Below are 19,966 nucleotides of genomic sequence, written 5' to 3'. Positions count from 1 at the left end.
CCTCCCAAATACTATTTTCTGTTTTATTCAGACTGTCTGAGTAACTTTCTTTAAACCCGCCGGCTCATCGGGATTAATCCCCCGACTTACCGCCACGTGGGCCACATCGATATAAAAACGCTGCAACAGCGCCAGTGGAGCCACCCTCGGGTGAACCCCCTTACTCGGCACATGCAAATTAATCAGAGCCGCCCCACGCCGTCGAATTTCATCGATCTGCTGGCTGTGTGTGGGGAATGACTCATCCTCGATTGGAACATTCACCACTGTCAATTTCCCTTCCACCAGCGTAACGGGGCCGTGCAAGAATTCCGCACTGGAATAGGACTCCGCATGGATATTGCAAACTTCTTTTAACTTCAGCGCCAGTTCCCGGGTAATCCCATAACCGGGACCCCGCCCCAAAACTACCAAGTTTTGTATCGAGGCCAGGTTTTCCGGACGCAATTGAATTTCTGCCCGCACCGCAGATCTCAAAGTTTCCGGCAACTTTCCCAGAGCATTACAAAGAGCGGGATTCTGCGTCCAACTGGCGACCATCTGCAGTATCGCAGATAGGGTCGCCAGATAACTTTTCGTAGCTGCAACCGCTTTTTCCGGGCCAGCCTTTAAGGGAATTACCAGATCAACCACATCTTTAATCGGCGCATCTTCATCGTTAAGCAAAGCGACTGTATAAGCCCCCTGCTCTCTCGCCATGCGGGCCTGAGTCAGAATATCTGGGCTTCTCCCAGACTGGGAAATGACGATAACCAGGGCCTCATCGAGCTTTAATTTGCGACCATAAACACTGGAGACCGACGGTGCGGCAGCAAAAGTAGGGGTACCAGTTTCAATCTCTATCAGATACTTGGCAAAGACGCCCGCATGATCAGAAGAACCCCTCCCCACAATCATCACAAAACGAGGAGGCTTCTGGCGCAGCCGCTCTCCCAGATGGGACATTATATTGGCATTGGAATGCAGCTGTTCAGCAATCCTATCCGGCGCCTCACGAGCCTCAGCCTCCATGACCGTGGTAACCATAATACTTCCTACCTGACTCACTCAAAATATGAACCCAGTTCTCACATTAATACCGAGCTCCATCAATCAGTCTATGCCCAGCAGTACTTCACCTCGGTTAATTGACGCCATTAATCGTCCTGCTTTGTTTTCAAACGCCCACTAGCTCGCCAACCCGATACCCCATTACTGTCACAACAAAACTGGAATTGGGTATACCTTTTTAATCTATGCTTAAGGCACCCCTATCAGTTGCTGTCGATCATATCTACAGGAAGGATCAATGCCCCAAACCCCGGGCAGTTACACCACACAAAAATGGCGTTTAATCATTCTCCTTGTAGTTGCGAGCTTACTGAGCAGCTGCTCCAGCATACAATTCGCCTATAACAACATTGATTATTGGATACGCTGGAAGCTTCGTGACTATGTCGACTTAAATTCCCAGCAAGAGCTGGAGTTTCAAGGGGCTCTAAACAGCTTCTTTCACTGGCACCGCCAAACACAGCTACCAAAATATGCCGATTTCCTGAGCCAACTGGCAGATAAAGTAGATCAAGGCCAACTTGAGAATCCTCAGCTGGCTCCGGTTGAAAAAGAGGTGTACCACTTCATCGAAAGCGCCAGTAACAACGCCTTCAACTTAATGCTTCCTATTGTGGCGCAGTTAACGCCACAACAGATTGATCGCCTGCAACACAACTTGGCCAAAAAGCAGCAGAAAACACTGGAAAAATGGCAGCGCTCGCCGTGGAAAATACAACGACACCGCGATCGGCAAATTCGCCGGGAGAGCAGGCGATGGCTGGGAAGTTTAACCGAGCAACAAAAGCAGCTGATCGCAGCCTGGGTAAAGCAGGTAGAGTACAACCCTGTATTACGTAACGAACAACATATGATTTGGCAGCAACATGCCATTGAGCTTCTCCGACAGAAGCCTGATGGATACCAACAACAGTTGCGCGGTCTGCTGGAAAACCCAGACCAACTTTGGTCCGACGAATATCGCAAGGCGCAAGAGCAGCGCAAAACCCAAGCTCGCGAACTGGGAGAACAAATTCTATCCAGTACCAGCCCCACACAACGCCGTCATCTAAGCAAAACTCTGCGCGACTATGCCCAGGACTTCCGCTCTCTAGCCAGCCAATAATCAGAAGCCCAGATCCCAACACCACCGCCGAACTAATGAACGACATGACACCTCAAAAATCTAGCGTATCCAGGATAAATTCCACGCAATAGATTCAAGAGAAACTAATAATCATGTGTGATTTCCTGCTGACGAAAGCGACCTAAGGCTGATAAGCTCGCCAACTCACATTACCAGCCAGGGGAATTCAAGTGCATATCGAATCCGCCACACAGGAACAATTGATCGAGTGGGAAAAAGAATTAAGCGCTCACTACAACAAGATCTGTCAACACGAGTTAAGCCTGGATATCACACGTGGAAAGCCCTCGGCGGAGCAATTAAAACTTTCCGATAAACTTGATGGAATTCTCTCCGGTGACTATCGAGCGGCAGACGGTACCGACACTCGCAACTACGGTGGCTTAATCGGCCTGACCTGCGCAAGGGAGCTGGGAGCCGAAATGCTTCAAGTGCCGGTCAACGAAGTGATTGCCGGAGGCAACAGCTCTCTCACACTGATGTATCACGCCCTAGTCACCGGTTACCTGTTCGGCTTTGCGGGCACTACCCCCTGGCGCGAATTAAAAGCTCCCAAATTTCTCTGCCCTGTTCCCGGCTATGACCGCCATTTTACGATCTGTGAGCAGCTGGGTATCGAGATGATTAACGTGCCCATGGGAGAGCAGGGGCCCGACATGGAGCTTGTGGAAAAGCTCGTGCGTGAAGACGCAGAGATTGTTGGTATCTGGTGTGTGCCCAAGTTTTCAAATCCAACAGGAGCCACTTACAGCAAGGAAACTGTAGAAAGATTGGCGCAGCTGGGACAATTTTCCGGCGCCGGCTTCCGGATATTTTGGGACAATGCCTATTCGGTGCACGACATTGGCAACTATGTAAATCTGCCAAATATTCGCACAGCAACCCTGGAAAATGATACTGCAGACTCCGTAATACAGTTTGCCTCAACTTCAAAAGTCACCCACGCTGGCGCAGGCGTTGCGTTTGTGAGCGCCAGCCAGGCAAATCTCGATTCCCTCAAAGGCCAAATGCAGGCAATGACCATTGGTCCTGACAAAGTCAACCAATTGCGTCACTCGAGATTTTTTACCGAATACACCAGCCTGACAGAACACATGCATAAACATGCAGATGTTCTTCGCCCGAAGTTCGAGTGTGTTCTGGAGCATTTACATAATGCCCTCACCGATGCAGATATGGGTACTTGGGAAAAACCCGAAGGGGGTTATTTTGTTTCCTTTAATACCCTTCCCGGTTGCGCAAAAGCAGTGGTTAAAATGGCTGCGGATGCCGGAGTGAAATTAACACCTGCCGGCGCTACCTTCCCTTATGGTAAGGACCCTGAGGACAGCAATATTCGTATTGCACCCAGTTTCCCACCGCTGGAAGAACTGGATACCGCAATGTCTGTTTTCGTCCTCTGTGTCAAACTGGTGAGTCTACGTAAAAAGCTTGGCAAAATTTAACCATCCAAAATGCCAAGTGAGATTTCCTGAATCATCAAAAAAGGCAGCTTTACGCTGCCTTTTTCATAAAGAGTCGCTTCTAAGTCAGCTGGATAAATAACGTTTAGCAAACTTCTCGTCCACTTTTGATAAATCAACAACGACCAGCCCATCCACAGCATCGCAAAAATCCGGGTCAATATTAAAGGCGTGGAAACTGGTCCCTCCCGTTTTAGTAACAGAGGCATACTTTTTAAATAGGGGAGGTAGCATAACGCCCTCCTCACGCAAAATATGCTTCAATTGACGCATATCTGACACCGAATCCCCTAGTAATTCAGGCAGTTCAGATTGTGCTTCCGGAAATGGCAGTCGAGCATCCCCCAAGGAGTTTTCAGGAGCAAAATAATGGGAAAAATAGCGCACAATAACGGACTTCGCTCTCACGGAAAATGTACCGGGCATAGACACTGGGCCAAATAGGTAGCGTACCTTATTGCGCAATACCCACTGTCCAATAGCACACCAGAGCAGGTCTAACCCGCGCCCTCTCCAATATTCCGGCAGTAGGAAGCTACGCCCTAGCTCTGCAGAATCTGGCAGGCACTGCTGAGGAGGCTGCGGGTAATTAAATAGCGTACTGCTGTATATCTGATCATCCGAGAGCGCCTCGGTCGCTGCAATGCGGTAAGCTCCTGCAATCTGTCGATTTTCTGCATCCCACAACAATAGATGGTCGTAATGAGCATCAAACGCATCCCAATCCCGGCTCTGCCCGGTCCCTTCCCCCACTGATCGAAAGGCAATCTCCCTCACTCTGGCCAATTCCCGCATGACGGGGCAATCTGCTTTCTGCCGATATAAACGCACAGAAAAATTACCCAGTTCAGAGAGTGATACACAGGACTCAACCACTCGCGCTACATCGGCTTTTGGCTCAGCTTCAACAATTAATTCCGGCCCCAGAGGGGCGGGCGAACGATGTAATTGGTAGACATGTTTACGCCACAAGGCAGCCTTGGCGCGGGGTGTTAGCGGCCAGCTACGAAAGTGTTCCGCTTCCAGGGGACGTCCTATACGAATATCGATACTGCGGCTGGCCTGTTTAAACATCTCCCTAATCAACCATAAAGTCGAGAGGGGCTTGTTCAACATGGAGAGGCCATAGAACCACCAGGAATTCCTCCCTAAAACCTGCACCGGCAATATCGGCGCATTGGTTTTTTCCGCAAAACGGGCAAAGCCTGAATTCCAGCGTCCATCCCGAACCCCATGGGGGGTGAGCCTGGATACTTCGCCCGCCGGGAAAATGATAATCGCTCCCCCGTCATCTAAATGGCTATAAATACCTTCAATATCGGCTCGACGGGTACGCCCATTAAAGTTATCTACGGGCAATAAACAGGGGCGCAGGGATTTTATGTTCCATAATAATTGGCTCGCGACAGCTCGAACATCTTTCCGTACCCGCGCCACCATATCAATCAGAGCGAGACCATCCAGGCTTCCTAAGGGGTGATTAGACACAATCACCAGCGGCCCACTAGTGGGAACCCGAGCCAACTCTGATGGATTTAATTCGTAGCGAAAATTCAAGTCATCGAATACCTGGCGAATAAAATCCAGGCCGCCAAGATGGGGGTAACTGCTGGTAAATTCCTGTAGCTGCTCCTCACAACAGATTTTCTTTACTGTGGCAGAAACCAATTTTCGCGTGGTTTTTTGTGGTGCCGCGCTGTACCAGGCGTTTTTCTGCAAAAGAGTCTCAAGATGAATCATGCCGCAACCACCTCTGTCATTATGCTGGCAATTTTTGGAGTCCGATACCAATGTAAAAGATCTAAATTGCCATCCTGTTGTTCTACAACCGCACTCATAGAGTCGACCCAATCACCACAATTCGCATAGGTCACAGCATCCCCACACACTGTTTTATTTCTAAGGGCAGGCCTATGGATATGGCCACAAATAACACCATCGAATCCCCGCGATATCGCTTCACGGGTGGCGACATCCTCAAAATCACTCATCATTTGTCGAGCGGCACCCACACGATTTTTTATTTGGCTGGCCAGCGACCACCAAGGCTTGTTAAACCGATTGCGCCAATAATTGATCCAGCGATTAAAGCGCAGCATCAGGTAATAACTACGATCGCCGATATGGTAACTGATTGGATTTATTTTAATTCGGTGTTCAAACTGATCGCCGTGGGTTACCCAAAAGCGGCGCCCATTGGAAGCGGTGTGGATATAGTCTTTTTCAATTCGGATATTGCCGAGCCGCTTTCCGGCCCAGCTGCGCATTGGAGCGTCGTGATTTCCAGGAATATAAATGACTTCAGGCGTCAGGCTACTTAATTCGGAAAGCATTTCCAGTAGCAGCGAAGAGGCCTGGCACCATGTACCCCGTCCTTGAGCGAGTGCCTGCATATCAAAAATATCCCCAACCAGATAGACCGTATCGGCGCGATTCTGAGCCAGAAAATCTGCAAGTCGATGGGGCTCACTGTCTCTGCTGCCCAAATGGACATCGGAAATCCACAGTGCGCGATAGCGATTGCTCATAGCAAAGTTCCAGTCTGTACCAGTTATCAACCCATAAAAATCAGGACAGATACGCGGCAAAAATATAGGTCGTCGCTTGAGCTAACTTGAGAAAAATCGATAAATCCGTATTTGCTCTCTTGCTAGCAAATTGAGATCAACTAAATACAGAACGGCGTTGATCGTCAGCGCAACCACTTTGCAGCGATTTGATGACAGTCAGGAGGATTTTTATTGAAGCTTATATTGCAGAGGAAAAAAAGGTGCAGCGGATGATTTTGGCGCTAAAAACCGGGCATAGAGCCCGGCCTGATTCAGAGTAAAAATAAAGCTTACTCTGTGTCCTGGGGATGACGGATAGGCGGGGCAAAAGGAAACTTGGCAACTTTGTCACCCTTTACTTCAACAATCTTGCCGGTGCCCTCTTTTTCCACTTCATCGATACGCACGATGCTGTGCATCGGAATATAGGAACGGGTTACCGAAGCAAATTCGGTTTTCAGCTTTTCCTCACTGGGATCGACCACAAGCTGAGCCTTTTCCCCAAATACAAACTCCTCCACCTCGATAAAGCCGTACATATCACTTTGATAGATGGCCCGAGCGTAGAGTTCGTACACTTGGTTTTGATTGTGGAAAATAACTTTATAAATCGGGTTGGCCATAAGTCTCTCAGGATGGGGATGACCCCGAAGCTCAAATTGATCAAAGAACGGGCAAAGCCCGAAAAAGCGCGCAAGAATAGCACAGGTTCGCAACAGCTAATATAGCCATCTATGCAGTGCCGGGTCGTATCGCTATAATGCCCCACCCTAATTGTTGACCAGTTTTTAACCAGGCGCGATATGTCCGAAACATCGGTGAAAAAGCTATATATTAAGACCCACGGCTGCCAAATGAATGAGTACGATTCCGCGAGGATGCGCGATCTGCTCGGCGAGTCCCACGACATGGTACCTACCGACGATCCCGACGAGGCGGATGTACTATTGGTCAACACCTGTTCTATCCGCGAGAAAGCCCAGGAAAAGCTGTTCCACCAGCTGGGCCGTTGGAAGCACCTGAAGGAAAAAAATCCCGACCTGGTGATTGGTGTTGGCGGCTGTGTAGCCAGTCAGGAAGGCGAGGCGATTGCCAAGCGCGCGCCCCATGTAGACTTGATCTTTGGCCCCCAGACCCTGCATCGCCTGCCGGAGATGATGGAGACCAAGGAGCAAAAAAGCGGCGCAGTTATCGTCGATGTGAGCTTCCCGGAGATCGAGAAGTTTGATCGCCTGCCCCAGCCAGAGGCCGACGGCGCCACCGCATTTGTCTCTATTATGGAAGGCTGCTCCAAGTACTGTACTTTCTGCGTAGTTCCCTACACCCGTGGCGAAGAAGTCAGCCGCCCTGTGGCCGATGTACTCGAAGAGATCGCCCACCTGGCAGACCAGGGTGTCCGCGAGGTAAACCTGCTTGGGCAAAACGTAAACGCCTACCGCGCTACGGGAGAAGATGGCCACGAAGTGGATTTCGCCGAGCTGATCACCTATGTGGCAGCGATTGATGGCATCGACCGTATCCGCTATACCACCTCTCACCCGGTAGAGTTCTCCGATGCGCTGATCGATGTCTACGGACAGGTACCAGAACTGGTTAGTCACCTTCATTTGCCCGTACAGAGTGGCTCCGACCGCATTCTGATGGCAATGAAACGCGGCCACACCGCCCTGGAGTACAAATCCAAGATCCGCCGCTTGAAGAAAATTCGCCCGGATATCTGCCTGTCTTCAGACTTTATTATCGGCTTCCCCGGCGAAACTGACAGGGACTTTGAAGCGACCATGAACCTGATCCAGGACGTGGGCTTCGATATATCCTTCAGCTTTATATACTCCCCTCGCCCAGGCACTCCGGCTGCCGACTTGGCCGATGACACGCCGGAAGAGCTGAAAAAGCAGCGCCTACAGCTGCTGCAAGCGCGGATTAACCAGCAGGCTGCAGCTATTGCACGCCGCATGGTTGGCAACACCGAGCGTGTGCTGGTAACCGGCGTTTCCAAAAAGGACCCCGGACAGCTGCAAGGCCGCACCGAGAACAACCGGGTAGTCAACTTCCGTGCGGACGACCTCGCCCTGATCGGTAAATTTGCCGATGTTGTGATTGAAGAGGCCCTGCCAAACTCCCTGCGCGGTACTTTTGTCACATCTGAGCTGGAAGAAGACCTGTTCTAAGACTTTGTGATTACCTCAAATAGCGGCAAGATGTACTTCGAAAGCACATCCTGCCGCCAAATTAGGCTCAACTTACCCCCCAAATTACGCCCCGTAATTAAAATCAGGTAAAGTTAGAACCTATTTGTAGGAATCACCTCTTTCCCCTTTAGGGAAAATGGGTATACCCTAGCAATATAACCCCTGGATTAAAGGTGCCGGAAACCAATTTGGAAACACAAACCCTCGCTCACAGCATCACTCTCGAGCCCAACGACGCACGCCGTCTCGCCAATCTCTGCGGTCAGTTCGACCAACACCTACGCCAAATAGAACAGCGCCTGGATATCGAAATTCGAAATCGCGGCAACCAGTTTTCATTTTTTGGCGATGCCAAATCGGCGCGTGCCGCTGGCGAACTACTCAGTAGGCTCTACAAGGAAACCGGTACCAAGGACTATCTCACTCCAGATGAGATTCACCTGGCTCTGCAGCAAGCGGGGGTTGAAGAGCTCACCGGCCAGGATGGTAGCGGTGACTCCAGCGAAGCTGACCAAGTAGTACTGATTCGCACTAAGAAGTGCTCGGTACGCCCCAGAGGGCTCAATCAGCGTAAATACGTTCGCGCTGTGCAGACCAATGATATCAATTTCGGTATCGGACCCGCCGGTACCGGTAAAACCTACCTGGCAGTAGCCTGTGCTGTGGAGTCTCTGCTCAAGGATGAAGTTGAGCGAATCCTCCTGGTCCGCCCCGCCGTTGAAGCCGGCGAGAAATTGGGCTTCCTGCCCGGTGACTTGAGCCAAAAGGTAGACCCTTACCTCCGCCCGCTCTACGACGCCCTCTACGAAATGCTCGGTTTTGAGACTGTTGGCAAGCTGATCGAGCGCAACGTTATCGAAGTAGCTCCCCTTGCCTATATGCGCGGGCGCACCCTAAATAACGCCTTTGTTATTCTCGATGAGAGCCAAAATACCACCCGCGAGCAGATGAAAATGTTCCTCACGCGGATTGGCTTTGGCTCCACCGCCGTAATTACCGGTGACCCCAGCCAGGTCGACCTGCCCCGCGGCCAAGCTTCCGGTTTGCGCCATGCTGTTGGAGTACTGGGGCGAGTTAATGGAATCAGCTTTACCCACTTTGGAGCCAAGGATGTGGTTCGCCACCCCCTCGTACAGCGCATTGTGGAGGCCTACGATATTCATGAAGCTGAGCTGGAAATGGCCTCGGCAGATCGAATTTCCAATAAAGCCGATGAGAATGCCGCTTAGAGTCCGCACCTGAGTTATGACTGATTTAATACTCGATGTGCAGCGGGTCAGCCGCTGCCACGACATCCCTTCCGATGAGGCTATCAGCAACTGGGTATCCAAGGCTTTGACCGGCCACCGCAACGAAGCGGAACTGTCGGTGCGAATCGTGGACGAAAGTGAGAGCCAGGAACTTAATCACCAGTACCGAGGCAAGGATAAACCCACTAATGTTTTATCCTTCCCTACCGATTTCCCTGCGGAGCTGGATCTCCCAATGCTTGGAGATCTTGTGATCTGTGCCCCAGTAGTTGAACTGGAAGCGGAGCAACAGAGCAAATCACTATCGGCGCACTGGGCACATATGGTGGTCCATGGCACACTGCACCTTCTAGGTTATGACCATATCGAAGATGCAGACGCTCAGGTTATGGAAAGCCTGGAAACGAAGTTGCTCGCCAACCTCGGCATTGCAGACCCCTACGCCCCACAGGATGAAGTGGGATGATAGCCGCTGTACCACCGAAGTAATGGCAAACTGCTACTGAATTTTATCTACAAACGAGAGAACCCCGGAGCATGGCCACTTCCATGACCACAGACGAGCCCCCAAGTAGTCACTCAGCGAGCAAATCCCGCGCGAGTGAAAAAAGTTGGCTGGAAAAGCTGTTCAGCGCCTTTTCAGCTGAACCCAAGTCTCGCGACGAATTATTGGACATCATTAAGGACGCCGCTGAAAATCAGCTGGTAGATGCTGAAGCGCTCTCTATTATCGAAGGCGCACTAGACGTTTCCAGCCAGCAAGTCCGCGAGATTATGATTCCACGCTCGCAAATGGTTGTGGTAGGCCTTCACGATAAGCCGGAAGAGTTCCTCCCCAAAATTATTGATTCGGGTCACTCCCGATTCCCTGTCGTCGGCGAAAGTGTCGATGATATACGCGGAATATTGCTCGCCAAAGACCTGCTCCCCCTCCTGTTGAAAGGTTTCGACGGATTTCAGCTCGAAGACCTGATCCGCCCCGCCAATATTATTCCCGAGAGCAAGCGCCTCAATATCCTGCTGCGCGAGTTCCGTGAGAACCGCTACCATATGGCGGTCGTGATAGACGAGTACGGCGGTGTATCCGGTGTTGTAACTATCGAAGATATCCTCGAGGAAATTGTCGGTGAAATCGAAGACGAGACCGACGAGGAAGAAGCGGATAGCTATATCCGTAAAGTTGGGGAAAACGATTTTATCGTTAAAGCTCTGACTCCCATTGAAGAGTTCAATGAATTTTTCGAGAGCGCCTTTAGTGATGAAGAATTCGACACTGTCGGCGGTCTTATTATGCAGTCATTCGGCCATTTGCCGGGCCGTGACGAAGTCACCCGACTCGGTGATTTTATGTTCCGGGTACTCTATGCAGACAGCCGCCAGATACACCTTTTGCGGGTTGCCCATATGCGCAAACCGCCAGAAGAAGACAGCTGAGTACCGCTCATTACTGCAAGCCTTAACACACTGATACCCTGAGCGAACGGGGTATCCTGACAACAACTTTATGCGCAGATTATTTTCTCCTCTCGCCAGCGTTGTAGCTGGCGGGTTGATGACACTTTCATTTGCCCCATTTAACTATTGGGTATGCGGCCTGCTGTCCCTGACACTATTCGCCTGGATTCTGCTCTCTGCAGCCAAAGGGCAGGTGCTACCGGGTCGCAAAAGCTTCTGGCTCGCCCTCTGCTATGGATTGGGCCTCTTCGCCAGCGGGGCTTCCTGGGTCTACGTTTCGATTACAAATTTTGGCAACTCATCGGTGCCATTAGGACTGGCCCTCACCGGAAGCTTCGTCGCTATTATGGCGCTGCTGTTAGCCGCGCCCTTCTTCATTCTGGGCCGCTTCACAGATAATAAATTCAGCTTCGCTCTGGCTTTTGCCGCATTGTGGTTTATCAGTGAATGGCTGCGCAGCTGGGCCTTTACCGGTTTCCCCTGGCTCTTCGCCGGCTATGGCCATACAGAAACCTGGCTAGCGGGCTGGGCGCCGATTTTGAGTGTCTACGGCATAGGCCTGCTATTGGCATTTACCGGCGCAGCGCTGGCCCTGGGTGTCAGTGGCCGCCTATCCCCGCTCAAGCGACACAGCCATATCATTCTACTCACTGCGGCACTGGCCCCCTGGCCAATAGGAGCTGCCCTCTCCCAAGTCGAGTGGACCTCCGCAAAAGGTCCTCTTATCAGCGTTGGGCTGGTGCAGGCTAATATTCCTCAGGAAAAGAAGTGGTTGCCAGAGTTTCGCGGGGAAACTATCAGTCGCTACCAGGAGGGTACTCGCGCCCTTAGCGACCAGGATGTAGACGTTATTATCTGGCCTGAAGCCGCCCTGCCCATGCTCTACGGGCAAGCCCCCAACCTTATGCAAGCGCTGCAACGCAATGCTGAAACTACCAACATCGATTTGATCACCGGTATTCTCTATGACACCCGGGGTTCGGCACAGGAGGAGCGGAGTATTCACAACTCCGCCGCAGTTTTTGGCCAGAGCCCCAGCGTGTATCACAAGCGCCACCTGGTCCCCTTTGGTGAGTATGTACCTCTGGAGGATTTTATTCGGGGCACTATCGAGTTTTTTAATCTCCCCACTTCCTTTATCCGCTCAGGCCCGGACGAACAATCACCACTCAATGCTGCTGGTGCAAGCTGGGCGCCGCTTATCTGCTATGAGGTTGTCTATCCCAGGCTGGTTGCCGACTCAGCACTGTCTTCCCAGGTTTTGCTGACCATTAGCAATGATGCATGGTTCGGGACCTCTATTGGCCCCCTACAACATATGCAAATGGCGCAGATGCGCGCTTTGGAAACTGGTCGCTACCTGGTGAGAGGGACAAATACTGGTGTGACGGCAATTGTGGACCCCAAGGGGAAGGTTATTAAAAAACTCCCCCAATTCGAGCGCGCGAATATGACCGGGGATATCAGAGCGATGAGTGGCGCCACCCCGTTTATGCTAGCCGGCATCTCATTGGTATTTGCCTTGGCGCTCCCAATGCTGGCCCTGGCCCTGTTTTTACGCCGTAGGGTGGAACCCCAATCCAACTCCCCTCTCAGTGGCGAGCTACCCGATTAAAACAAGCCCCGCGGCCACTCCCTGCCGGGGTGGCCATCGGTAAGCTACCGCCACTGAATATCACTGCTATGCTCCATTCAATTTTCTAGCGAATATAAGGCAAGGTGATTCCCCATGCATTGCTTGATTAGCGGTGGCACCGGGCTTATAGGCAGACTCTTTTGTCGGCGCTGGCTGGAGCGAGGCAATACTATTACGGTATTAAGCCGACATCCGGACAGGGTTCGAAACTTATGTGGCGAATCAGCCAACGCCTGCCGCGATCCCGCAGAGGTAAACCAGCCCGTAGATGTTATTGTGAACCTTGCCGGGGCCCCCATCTCCCGTCGCTGGACAGAAAAATATCGCACTGAGATTCGCAGTTCACGCCTGGACACAACAGAGAAGCTGGTTCGCTGGACCCTGGGCCAAAGAGACAAGCCATCCTACTTCTTGTCCGGCTCCGCAATCGGCTATTACGGCAATCGCGGAGGGGAGTTACTGAAAGAAGACAGCGCTCCAGGAGGGGGCTTTGCCGCACAGCTGTGTCGGGACTGGGAGGCCGCCACGCTCCCGCTGCAGCACTCTGGCGTTAAGGTAGGCATTATCCGCACAGCTATCGTTCTTTCCATGCGCGGTGGCGCCCTTCCCCAAATGCTGCCACCATTTCGGCTCGGGCTTGGCGGCCCCATGGGCTCGGGCGAGCACTGGATGAGCTGGATTCACGAAGAAGACGAAGTCGGGCTGATATTACACGCCATCGACAATCAACTTTGCCGTCCATTTAACGGAAGTGCACCGGAACCTGTAACCAACAACAGCTTTGCCCGAATCCTGGCCAAAGAGCTGCATCGCCCGGCGTTTTTACGCTCACCGGCCTGGGCTTTAAAGATAGCTTTTGGAGAGATGGCTGATGAGTTACTGCTAGCCAGTGATAGGGTCGAGCCCTGTACAGCACTGGAAACCGGCTATACCTTCCAATTCCCAACTCTGGAGCAAGCCCTCTCAGACCTGCTCAAGGGTGACGGCGCTACCACTAAAGCCAGCGCCTGAACAAATGAATTTAAGCGGCGGCCATATCGCTTTCGAGTGCCTGGGCTAAGTAGCGTCGGCTAGATTCACTGGTCACCAGGTCGCCATGGCACTCCATTGGCGCAGACCCCACCCACTGGGCATGCCAGCGATACCAGTGGGACTCCTCGGCTTTTGAACGCAGCTCGATAAACTCCACTTCGGCGGGAGCAAAACCGAACTCCCGGACTATCTGCCCGGCAAAGGTCTCAAAATTTTTACTGAGTTGGGCGCCGCTATCGCCACCGGCACACAGAAAAACCAGTGTGCGGCCATCTTGCTCAACCCGCTTGAAGCCAATCCAAACAGCCCGGTTTAACCGGTTATGTAACTGTATCGGAGAGAAAGAAAGTGGGATGCCCTTCATCATAAGGTTATCTCGATTATTGTTATGTTTCTTATCCACAGCCGCTACTCCATATAAAAAGGTAATCAATGGGTATGTCCTGTGGCGCCAGTCATCCTAAGCCCGGTACAACTAGCAATCAAGAGCTCTCAAACATTTGGGCTCGACGCCTGATCCCTCAAATCCTGTAGGCCTCTGAGATTACATTTATCAAAAAGTTCCTTATCCATCTTCAACATTTTCTGATGGACGGTAGCGAACTCCACCGATACCAGGTCCGTGCCAGTATTTCCCGCCAGTAGACCTGGGTCCTCAGCTGGGAGACAGCATTGGGCAGCCAGCGCCCCACACCTGTTTGAGCGCGGGGCATCAACTCTCCGGCACTCCCAACCGGCAGGGGCTGTACCTCTAAGCCAGCGCGGGAAAAAACTTCCGCTGCGCGAGGCATATGCCACCAGTGAGTGGCCAAAAAAACCGACCTCACGTTAGCACTGTGCAAAATATCAGCACTATTTACTGCATTCTCTGCAGTAGTACGACTGCAATCTTCACGCCAAGTGACCGGAGTGGAAAACTCCTCCTCCAACAACGCAGCCATTAAATCAGACTCTGCCAGCCGCTCTCCGCTGTGAACCCGACCGCCAGATACAAGAATCGGTAACTCTTCTGGTGCTTGCTCGACAGCACCGGCAACTCTTTCGAGGCTCGCCGCAGAGAGTCTCTCCCTATTCGAATACCTGTCGCGATAACGCCCTGCACCAAGGATCACAACAGCCTCAGGCCTTATATGGGGTTGATAAGGTACCTTGCCCAATCGATCCCCAAGCCAGGATGAGAATGCCGGGGTCGCCCCTAACCAAAGCACACAAAAGGAAATCACAGCCAAGGGTAGAGAGCATCTCTCAAGCAGGGACCCGGATGAAGAGAATCGCAAAAGGAATGCAACTAGCAGCCCCAACAATGGGGCTGCTGGAGGCATCAGAAGCGTGGCCGCCGCCGTATAGAGCCCATTCAATACTCGAGACCACCCTCAATCTGGCGAAAGCACCCATAACCACACCGGTGGCAGGGAGTGATCTGGGTATTTGCCGGTGGCATAGCTCGGTATCCACAGCCCAAACACTGCAACTCCTCATCCGGCCCTACAAACTCGCCGGCCAAAGCCCAGGGCTTGCCCTCTTTGATGCATCGCATTAAGTTTGGCCAGGCGGTTTCTGTGGGGTCCGCCGCATCCAGCAGCCAATCACCGCTGCGCTCCTCCAGGGTCTTCAATTCCCCACCTAGTCCCCGGATATAGTCAGCAGCCCGATGCAGGTCATCTTTCAGCCAAGCGCGCAAAAATGCCATCTTATTGGCGGTGAGATTCTCAACAGCCAGCTCACCTTCGACCAAATCTTCAAAGTCTTCGCGAAACTCATTAATCAGATCGTCCTTCGGCGGCAACTTTGGTTCCTTCGTCACGGTATCCCTCCTATAATCCCGCGTTTACGCATCGTAAAAGATGCACTGGGAGCGAAACTTGATCGCGATCAATCTTTACCGATTGACAAGCGTTCACATCCCCCAATAAACACTGAACAGTTTCCCGCAAATTTTGATCACAGAGTATAGGTCCCGAATCGATGGAAGAGCAGTACAACCCCTCCGCAGTCGAAGCTTCCGCCCAGGAATTCTGGGAGGCCGAGAAGAGCTTTGAAGTAAAGGAAGACGCCGGCAGGGAAAAGTTCTACTGCCTATCCATGTTCCCCTACCCCAGCGGCAAGCTACACATGGGGCATGTGCGCAATTACACCATTACCGATGTAATTACTCGCTATCAGCGCATGCAGGGCAAGAACGTGTTGCACCCGATGGGCTGGGATGCTTTCGGTCTGCCTGCAGAGAATGCGGCCATCCAGAACAAGACCGCTCCAGCCAAATGGACCTATGCCAATATCGAGTACATGAAAGGCCAGCTCAAGGCCCTGGGTTTTGGCTTTGACTGGTCCCGCGAACTGGCCACCTGCCAGCCCACCTACTACCGCTGGGAGCAGTGGTTCTTCACCCGCCTCTACGAAAAAGGCCTGGTCTACAAGAAGAACTCTGCAGTGAACTGGTGCCCCCACGACCAGACCGTACTGGCCAATGAGCAGGTCGAAGATGGCGCCTGCTGGCGCTGTGGCACCACCGTTGAGCGCCGCGAGCTGGCCCAGTGGTTTATCAAGATCACCGATTATGCCGAAGAGCTGCTCGAAGACCTGGACAAACTGCCCGAGTGGCCCGAGCAGGTGCGCACCATGCAGCGCAACTGGATCGGCAAGAGCCGGGGAGTAGAGCTGAGCTTTGCCCTGCCCAAGCCTATTGCGGGCATAGACCACTTCGATGTGTATACCACCCGTCCGGATACACTGATGGGCGTTACCTATGTTTCCCTCGCCGCCGAGCACCCCATCGCTCTGGAACTTGCCGAGTCCAACCCCGAACTCAAAACTTTTATCGCCGAGTGCAAAAAGCAGTCCCTATCCGAAGCCGATATGGCCACGATGGACAAGAAAGGCATGGATACCGGGCTCAAGGCGATTCACCCCATCAGTGGTGAAGAAGTCTCCGTATGGGTGGCTAACTATGTACTGATGGATTACGGCTCAGGCGCGGTGATGGCAGTACCGGCACACGACCAGCGCGATTGGGAATTTGCGCAAAAATACCAGCTGCCCGTTATCCAGGTTATCGAGGCTGCCGACGGCGAGTCTATCGATTTGGAGAAAGAGGCCTATACAGAGAAAGGCAAATTGGTGAATTCCGGCAGTTTTGACGGCCTGGATTTTGATAGCGCCTTTACTGCGATCTCCGAAGCGCTGATTGCTGCTGGTAAGGGTCGGGTTAAAACCAACTACCGCCTGCGCGACTGGGGTGTATCCCGCCAACGCTACTGGGGTGCGCCCATCCCCATGTTCAACCTGGCCGACGGTGGAGAAATACCAGTACCCGCAGACAAGCTGCCGATCCTGTTGCCGGAAGATGTCGAGCTCGACGGCGTTCAATCACCTATTAAAGCCGATCCCGAATGGCGTAAAGACGAACTCAACGGCACTCCCGTAGAGCGTGAAACCGATACCTTCGACACCTTTATGGAGTCTAGCTGGTACTACGCCCGTTATACCTGTCCCGATTTTGAAGAGGGCATGCTGGACCCTGACCGCGCCAACTACTGGCTGCCAGTGGACCAGTATGTCGGCGGTATTGAACATGCCATCTTGCACCTTCTCTATGCACGCTTCTTCCACAAGCTGATGCGGGATGAGGGCCTGGTCAATAGCGATGAACCCTTCAAGCAGCTGCTGTGTCAGGGCATGGTGTTAGCCGAATCCTTCTACAAGGAAGAACACGGCCACAAGACCTGGATCAACCCCGCCGATGTGGACGTTGAGCGCGATGACAAGGGCAAGCCGACCAAAGCGATTGAGCGAGCCACCGGCGAAGAGATTATTGCCGGCGGCGTGGTAAAGATGTCCAAGTCCAAGAACAATGGCATAGACCCTCACGCTGCGGTTGAGGAGTACGGTGCCGATACCGTTCGCCTATTCACCATGTTTGCCGCCCCTCCGGAGCAGACTTTGGAGTGGCACGATGCCGGTGTGGAAGGTGCCAGCCGCTTCCTGCGTAAGCTCTGGAAGACCGTTCACGTCCATATTGCAGCGGGCTCCAGTGAAGCACAGATCGACCAGCAGTCCCTCAATGACAAGCAACAGCAGCTGCGCCGCAAAACCCACGAAACCATCCAAAAAGTGGGGGATGACTATGGCCGCCGCCAGACCTTTAATACCGCTATCGCAGCAGTAATGGAATTGCTCAATGAAGTCGGCAAGCTGGCAGATCGCAACAGTGATCAAGGACTGGCTGTAGAGAGAGAAGCCCTACAGACCGCCGTCTTGCTGTTGGCTCCGGTTACTCCTCATATCTGTCACCAATTGTGGCAGGTTCTCGGGAATACCAGTGCCCTAATCGATTCTCCTTGGCCACTGGCAGATGAAAAAGCACTGGTGCGCACCTCGATTACTTTGGTCGTCCAGGTCAATGGCAAGGTACGCGCAAAACTGGATGCGCCTGCTGATGCAGACAAAGAGAGCCTGGAAAAACTCGCCCTCGCCGATGAGAACGTTCAGAAATTTATCGGTGAAGCTACGGTGCGCAAAGTAATCGTCGTACCTGGCAAGCTGGTTAATATTGTCGCCAAGTAAAGACCCGCAATATGATGCCGGGAGTTTCACTCCCGGCTCACTTAAGTCAGCTCGCTGTAGCCGACAAGACCAAGGCAAGTAGTTTATGAAAACAATCGCAATTCGAGCCTTTATTTTTCTTCTCGCTATCACTATTGCCGGTTGCGGCTGGCATCTAAGAGGCGCCCCTAAGAATTTTCCTCCCGGTAGTACACTCTATATATCCACAGTAGACCCTCGCAGTGATATCGCAGATCAATTAACTCGACTGCTCAATAATGCGGGTGTGCCTATGGCGGAATCACCTGCAGAAGCTGACTATACACTCATCATTCACCAGGAAACCGAGAGAAAACTAACCGTAGCTGTAGACTCTGAAGGGCGAGCATCTGAATACGAATTAATTACCAGTGCAATCTATAGCGTACGCACAGCTTCAGGCCAAGTCCTCCTAAATAAAGCACAGGCAGATGTTTACCGCACCTTGGAGTGGGATGTCGATGAAATTGTCAGTAAAAGTGAAGAGGAAAATACCTTGCGCGCGGAGATGCAGCGGGAGCTTATTGGGCGCATTATCGATCGCTTACGGCGTATCGATGTGAATGCTTCATTAGAAGAAAAGAGCTACTAGGTTAGTTTTATTAATGCGCGTTAACCCCCATCAATTATCGCAAAATCTAAAAAAGGGCCTATCGCCAATTTTTATTATCACTGGTGATGAGCCCTTAATAGTACAAGAGTGCTGCGATTTAGTCCGCTCAACAGCGAAAAAGCACGGTTTCACCGAGCGAGAACTTATTCACGCAGAGCATAATTTTGACTGGAACACGCTGGTTGCTTCAGCCGGAAATATGTCTCTTTTCGCAGAAAAAAAACTTGTCGAGCTGCGTTTACCCGGAGGTAAACCCGGGGATAAGGGCAGTAAAGCCCTGCAAGAGTTTGCTTCAATGGCGAGTGAAGATCTTTTGCTTTTACTGGTATTACCGAAACTTGATAAATCGCAACTCAACAGCAAATGGGTCAAAGTCCTAGAACAATCAGGAGTACTGGTTCAGGTATGGCCTGTGACGATTCAGGAAATGCCCCGCTGGATCAACCAGCGCCTTGCATCTGCAGGCCTCTCAGCTGAACCAGAAGCAATACAAATCCTGGCAGAAAGAGTAGAGGGCAACTTACTTGCCGCAAGCCAGGAGATAGAAAAACTTAAGCTTTCCAGCCCCGGGCAAGAAATCACCCGGGAAATGATGGAGCATAGTGTTACCAGCTCCGCCCGTTACAGTGTTTTTGACCTAATTGACACAGCACTCTCTGGCAACTCAGCCAAAGCAGTCAAAACACTCGACGGATTGAGGGTCGAAGGTATTGAACCACCCATTGTACTTTGGGCAATAGCAAGAGAAATTCGCACTCTTCTCGACATTATGGAAAAACTTGATCAAGGCCAACCTCTAGCGAGATTGGTTCGGCTGCAAAAGCGACAGCCATTGGTCCAAGGAGCCCTACACAGACTTAATAAGAAGCAACTGGAAAGCTTATTAATTCGCGCTCGAGCTATAGATAGCTCTATTAAAGGTGGTAGTGGGCAGCAATCTCCATGGACAGGGCTATTAGAGCTGACTCTCAATTTTTGCGGGCAGAGAACCATTTAGTCAATCTGCTCTTAGATAAGGA

Annotated in this window: 18 protein-coding genes; 11 read left to right on the top strand and 7 right to left on the bottom strand. The window is 51.9% G+C overall.

The window, feature by feature from the left end; genetic code table 11:
* Nucleotides 1-27: 27 nt before the first annotated feature.
* Entirely contained in the window at nt 28-1,026 is a 999-nt protein-coding gene (gene nagB-II / locus ACJJIL_RS03770) for a glucosamine-6-phosphate deaminase NagB-II (RefSeq protein WP_445361227.1), read from the bottom strand.
* Nucleotides 1,027-1,288: 262 nt separating this feature from the next.
* Between nagB-II and ACJJIL_RS03765 the strand changes: the two genes are divergently transcribed.
* Both ACJJIL_RS03765 and ACJJIL_RS03760 read left to right on the top strand, forming a co-directional pair.
* Nucleotides 1,289-2,155, top strand: a complete 867-nt coding sequence (locus ACJJIL_RS03765) for a DUF6279 family lipoprotein (RefSeq protein WP_444915684.1) — start codon at nt 1,289-1,291, stop codon at nt 2,153-2,155.
* Between the two features lie 191 nt (nt 2,156-2,346).
* Nucleotides 2,347-3,621: an aspartate aminotransferase type Ic gene (locus tag ACJJIL_RS03760; protein ID WP_445361226.1), complete on the top strand. Its 1,275-nt coding sequence runs from the start codon at nt 2,347-2,349 to the stop codon at nt 3,619-3,621.
* 84 nt (nt 3,622-3,705) lie between these two features.
* Here ACJJIL_RS03760 and olsF read toward each other — a convergent pair whose 3' ends face one another.
* From olsF to ACJJIL_RS03745, 3 genes are all read right to left on the bottom strand, one after another.
* Entirely contained in the window at nt 3,706-5,379 is a 1,674-nt protein-coding gene (gene olsF, locus ACJJIL_RS03755) for a bifunctional ornithine lipid synthase OlsF (protein WP_445361225.1), read from the bottom strand.
* Nucleotides 5,376-6,167 (bottom strand): UDP-2,3-diacylglucosamine diphosphatase, encoded by a 792-nt coding sequence (locus ACJJIL_RS03750; RefSeq protein ID WP_444896292.1) that lies wholly within the window; start codon nt 6,165-6,167, stop codon nt 5,376-5,378. The genes olsF and ACJJIL_RS03750 overlap by 4 nt, the downstream gene beginning before the upstream one ends.
* Nucleotides 6,168-6,478: 311 nt before the next feature.
* Complete coding sequence (locus ACJJIL_RS03745) at nt 6,479-6,811, bottom strand: DUF1820 family protein (protein WP_172975496.1); 333 nt, start codon at nt 6,809-6,811, stop codon at nt 6,479-6,481.
* Between the two features lie 180 nt (nt 6,812-6,991).
* Between ACJJIL_RS03745 and miaB the strand changes: the two genes are divergently transcribed.
* From miaB to ACJJIL_RS03715, 6 genes are all read left to right on the top strand, one after another.
* On the top strand, nt 6,992-8,359 hold the full coding sequence (gene miaB, locus ACJJIL_RS03740; protein ID WP_445361224.1) for a tRNA (N6-isopentenyl adenosine(37)-C2)-methylthiotransferase MiaB: 1,368 nt from the start codon (nt 6,992-6,994) through the stop codon (nt 8,357-8,359).
* Between the two features lie 194 nt (nt 8,360-8,553).
* A complete protein-coding gene (locus ACJJIL_RS03735; RefSeq protein ID WP_413663106.1) occupies nt 8,554-9,609 on the top strand; it encodes a PhoH family protein in 1,056 nt (351 codons plus the stop codon).
* Between the two features lie 16 nt (nt 9,610-9,625).
* Nucleotides 9,626-10,096 carry an rRNA maturation RNase YbeY gene (gene ybeY, locus ACJJIL_RS03730; RefSeq protein WP_444925759.1) on the top strand — a complete coding sequence of 157 codons (471 nt, stop codon included), beginning with the start codon at nt 9,626-9,628 and terminating at the stop codon, nt 10,094-10,096.
* A 71-nt stretch (nt 10,097-10,167) separates the two neighbouring features.
* Entirely contained in the window at nt 10,168-11,064 is an 897-nt protein-coding gene (locus ACJJIL_RS03725; protein WP_413663108.1) for a CorC family transporter, read from the top strand.
* Nucleotides 11,065-11,134: 70 nt separating this feature from the next.
* A complete protein-coding gene (gene lnt, locus ACJJIL_RS03720; protein ID WP_445361223.1) occupies nt 11,135-12,700 on the top strand; it encodes an apolipoprotein N-acyltransferase in 1,566 nt (521 codons plus the stop codon).
* Between the two features lie 114 nt (nt 12,701-12,814).
* Complete coding sequence (locus ACJJIL_RS03715) at nt 12,815-13,732, top strand: TIGR01777 family oxidoreductase (protein WP_444940899.1); 918 nt, start codon at nt 12,815-12,817, stop codon at nt 13,730-13,732.
* A gap of 10 nt (nt 13,733-13,742) precedes the next feature.
* Here ACJJIL_RS03715 and ACJJIL_RS03710 read toward each other — a convergent pair whose 3' ends face one another.
* The 3 genes from ACJJIL_RS03710 to ACJJIL_RS03700 form a co-directional block, all read right to left on the bottom strand.
* Nucleotides 13,743-14,156 (bottom strand): hypothetical protein, encoded by a 414-nt coding sequence (locus ACJJIL_RS03710; RefSeq protein ID WP_413663111.1) that lies wholly within the window; start codon nt 14,154-14,156, stop codon nt 13,743-13,745.
* Nucleotides 14,157-14,328: 172 nt separating this feature from the next.
* The gene (locus ACJJIL_RS03705) at nt 14,329-14,910 is read right to left on the bottom strand and encodes a YdcF family protein (protein ID WP_445361222.1); all 582 of its coding nucleotides are present in this window, start codon (nt 14,908-14,910) and stop codon (nt 14,329-14,331) included.
* 197 nt (nt 14,911-15,107) lie between these two features.
* Nucleotides 15,108-15,557: a zinc ribbon-containing protein gene (locus ACJJIL_RS03700; RefSeq protein ID WP_108734284.1), complete on the bottom strand. Its 450-nt coding sequence runs from the start codon at nt 15,555-15,557 to the stop codon at nt 15,108-15,110.
* Nucleotides 15,558-15,718: 161 nt separating this feature from the next.
* On the opposite strand from ACJJIL_RS03700, the gene leuS reads away from it, so the two are divergent.
* The 3 genes from leuS (at nt 15,719) to holA (ending at nt 19,944) form a co-directional block, all read left to right on the top strand.
* Nucleotides 15,719-18,316, top strand: coding sequence for a leucine--tRNA ligase (gene leuS / locus ACJJIL_RS03695; protein ID WP_445361221.1), 2,598 nt, complete (start codon nt 15,719-15,721; stop codon nt 18,314-18,316).
* 85 nt (nt 18,317-18,401) lie between these two features.
* The gene (locus ACJJIL_RS03690) at nt 18,402-18,926 is read left to right on the top strand and encodes an LPS-assembly lipoprotein LptE (RefSeq protein WP_444896284.1); all 525 of its coding nucleotides are present in this window, start codon (nt 18,402-18,404) and stop codon (nt 18,924-18,926) included.
* Between the two features lie 13 nt (nt 18,927-18,939).
* A complete protein-coding gene (gene holA / locus ACJJIL_RS03685) occupies nt 18,940-19,944 on the top strand; it encodes a DNA polymerase III subunit delta (protein WP_445361220.1) in 1,005 nt (334 codons plus the stop codon).
* Nucleotides 19,945-19,966 lie beyond the last annotated feature (22 nt).

The sequence above is a fragment of the Microbulbifer maximicatervae (SeqCode) genome (assembly GCF_052468095.1).
Note: the sequence above shows the minus strand (reverse complement) of the source record. Positions and strands in the feature narration are given on the sequence as shown.

What these genes read in the sequence shown, in the direction of transcription:
- nagB-II (WP_445361227.1), bottom strand. Translation starts at nt 1,026, where the DNA reads ATGGTTACCACGGTCATGGAGGCTGAGGCTCGTGAGGCGCCGGATAGG.
- ACJJIL_RS03765 (WP_444915684.1), top strand. Translation starts at nt 1,289, where the DNA reads ATGCCCCAAACCCCGGGCAGTTACACCACACAAAAATGGCGTTTAATC.
- olsF (WP_445361225.1), bottom strand. Translation starts at nt 5,379, where the DNA reads ATGATTCATCTTGAGACTCTTTTGCAGAAAAACGCCTGGTACAGCGCG.
- ACJJIL_RS03750 (WP_444896292.1), bottom strand. Translation starts at nt 6,167, where the DNA reads ATGAGCAATCGCTATCGCGCACTGTGGATTTCCGATGTCCATTTGGGC.
- ACJJIL_RS03745 (WP_172975496.1), bottom strand. Translation starts at nt 6,811, where the DNA reads ATGGCCAACCCGATTTATAAAGTTATTTTCCACAATCAAAACCAAGTG.
- miaB (WP_445361224.1), top strand. Translation starts at nt 6,992, where the DNA reads ATGTCCGAAACATCGGTGAAAAAGCTATATATTAAGACCCACGGCTGC.
- ybeY (WP_444925759.1), top strand. Translation starts at nt 9,626, where the DNA reads ATGACTGATTTAATACTCGATGTGCAGCGGGTCAGCCGCTGCCACGAC.
- ACJJIL_RS03725 (WP_413663108.1), top strand. Translation starts at nt 10,168, where the DNA reads ATGGCCACTTCCATGACCACAGACGAGCCCCCAAGTAGTCACTCAGCG.
- lnt (WP_445361223.1), top strand. Translation starts at nt 11,135, where the DNA reads ATGCGCAGATTATTTTCTCCTCTCGCCAGCGTTGTAGCTGGCGGGTTG.
- ACJJIL_RS03715 (WP_444940899.1), top strand. Translation starts at nt 12,815, where the DNA reads ATGCATTGCTTGATTAGCGGTGGCACCGGGCTTATAGGCAGACTCTTT.
- leuS (WP_445361221.1), top strand. Translation starts at nt 15,719, where the DNA reads ATGGAAGAGCAGTACAACCCCTCCGCAGTCGAAGCTTCCGCCCAGGAA.
- ACJJIL_RS03690 (WP_444896284.1), top strand. Translation starts at nt 18,402, where the DNA reads ATGAAAACAATCGCAATTCGAGCCTTTATTTTTCTTCTCGCTATCACT.
- holA (WP_445361220.1), top strand. Translation starts at nt 18,940, where the DNA reads ATGCGCGTTAACCCCCATCAATTATCGCAAAATCTAAAAAAGGGCCTA.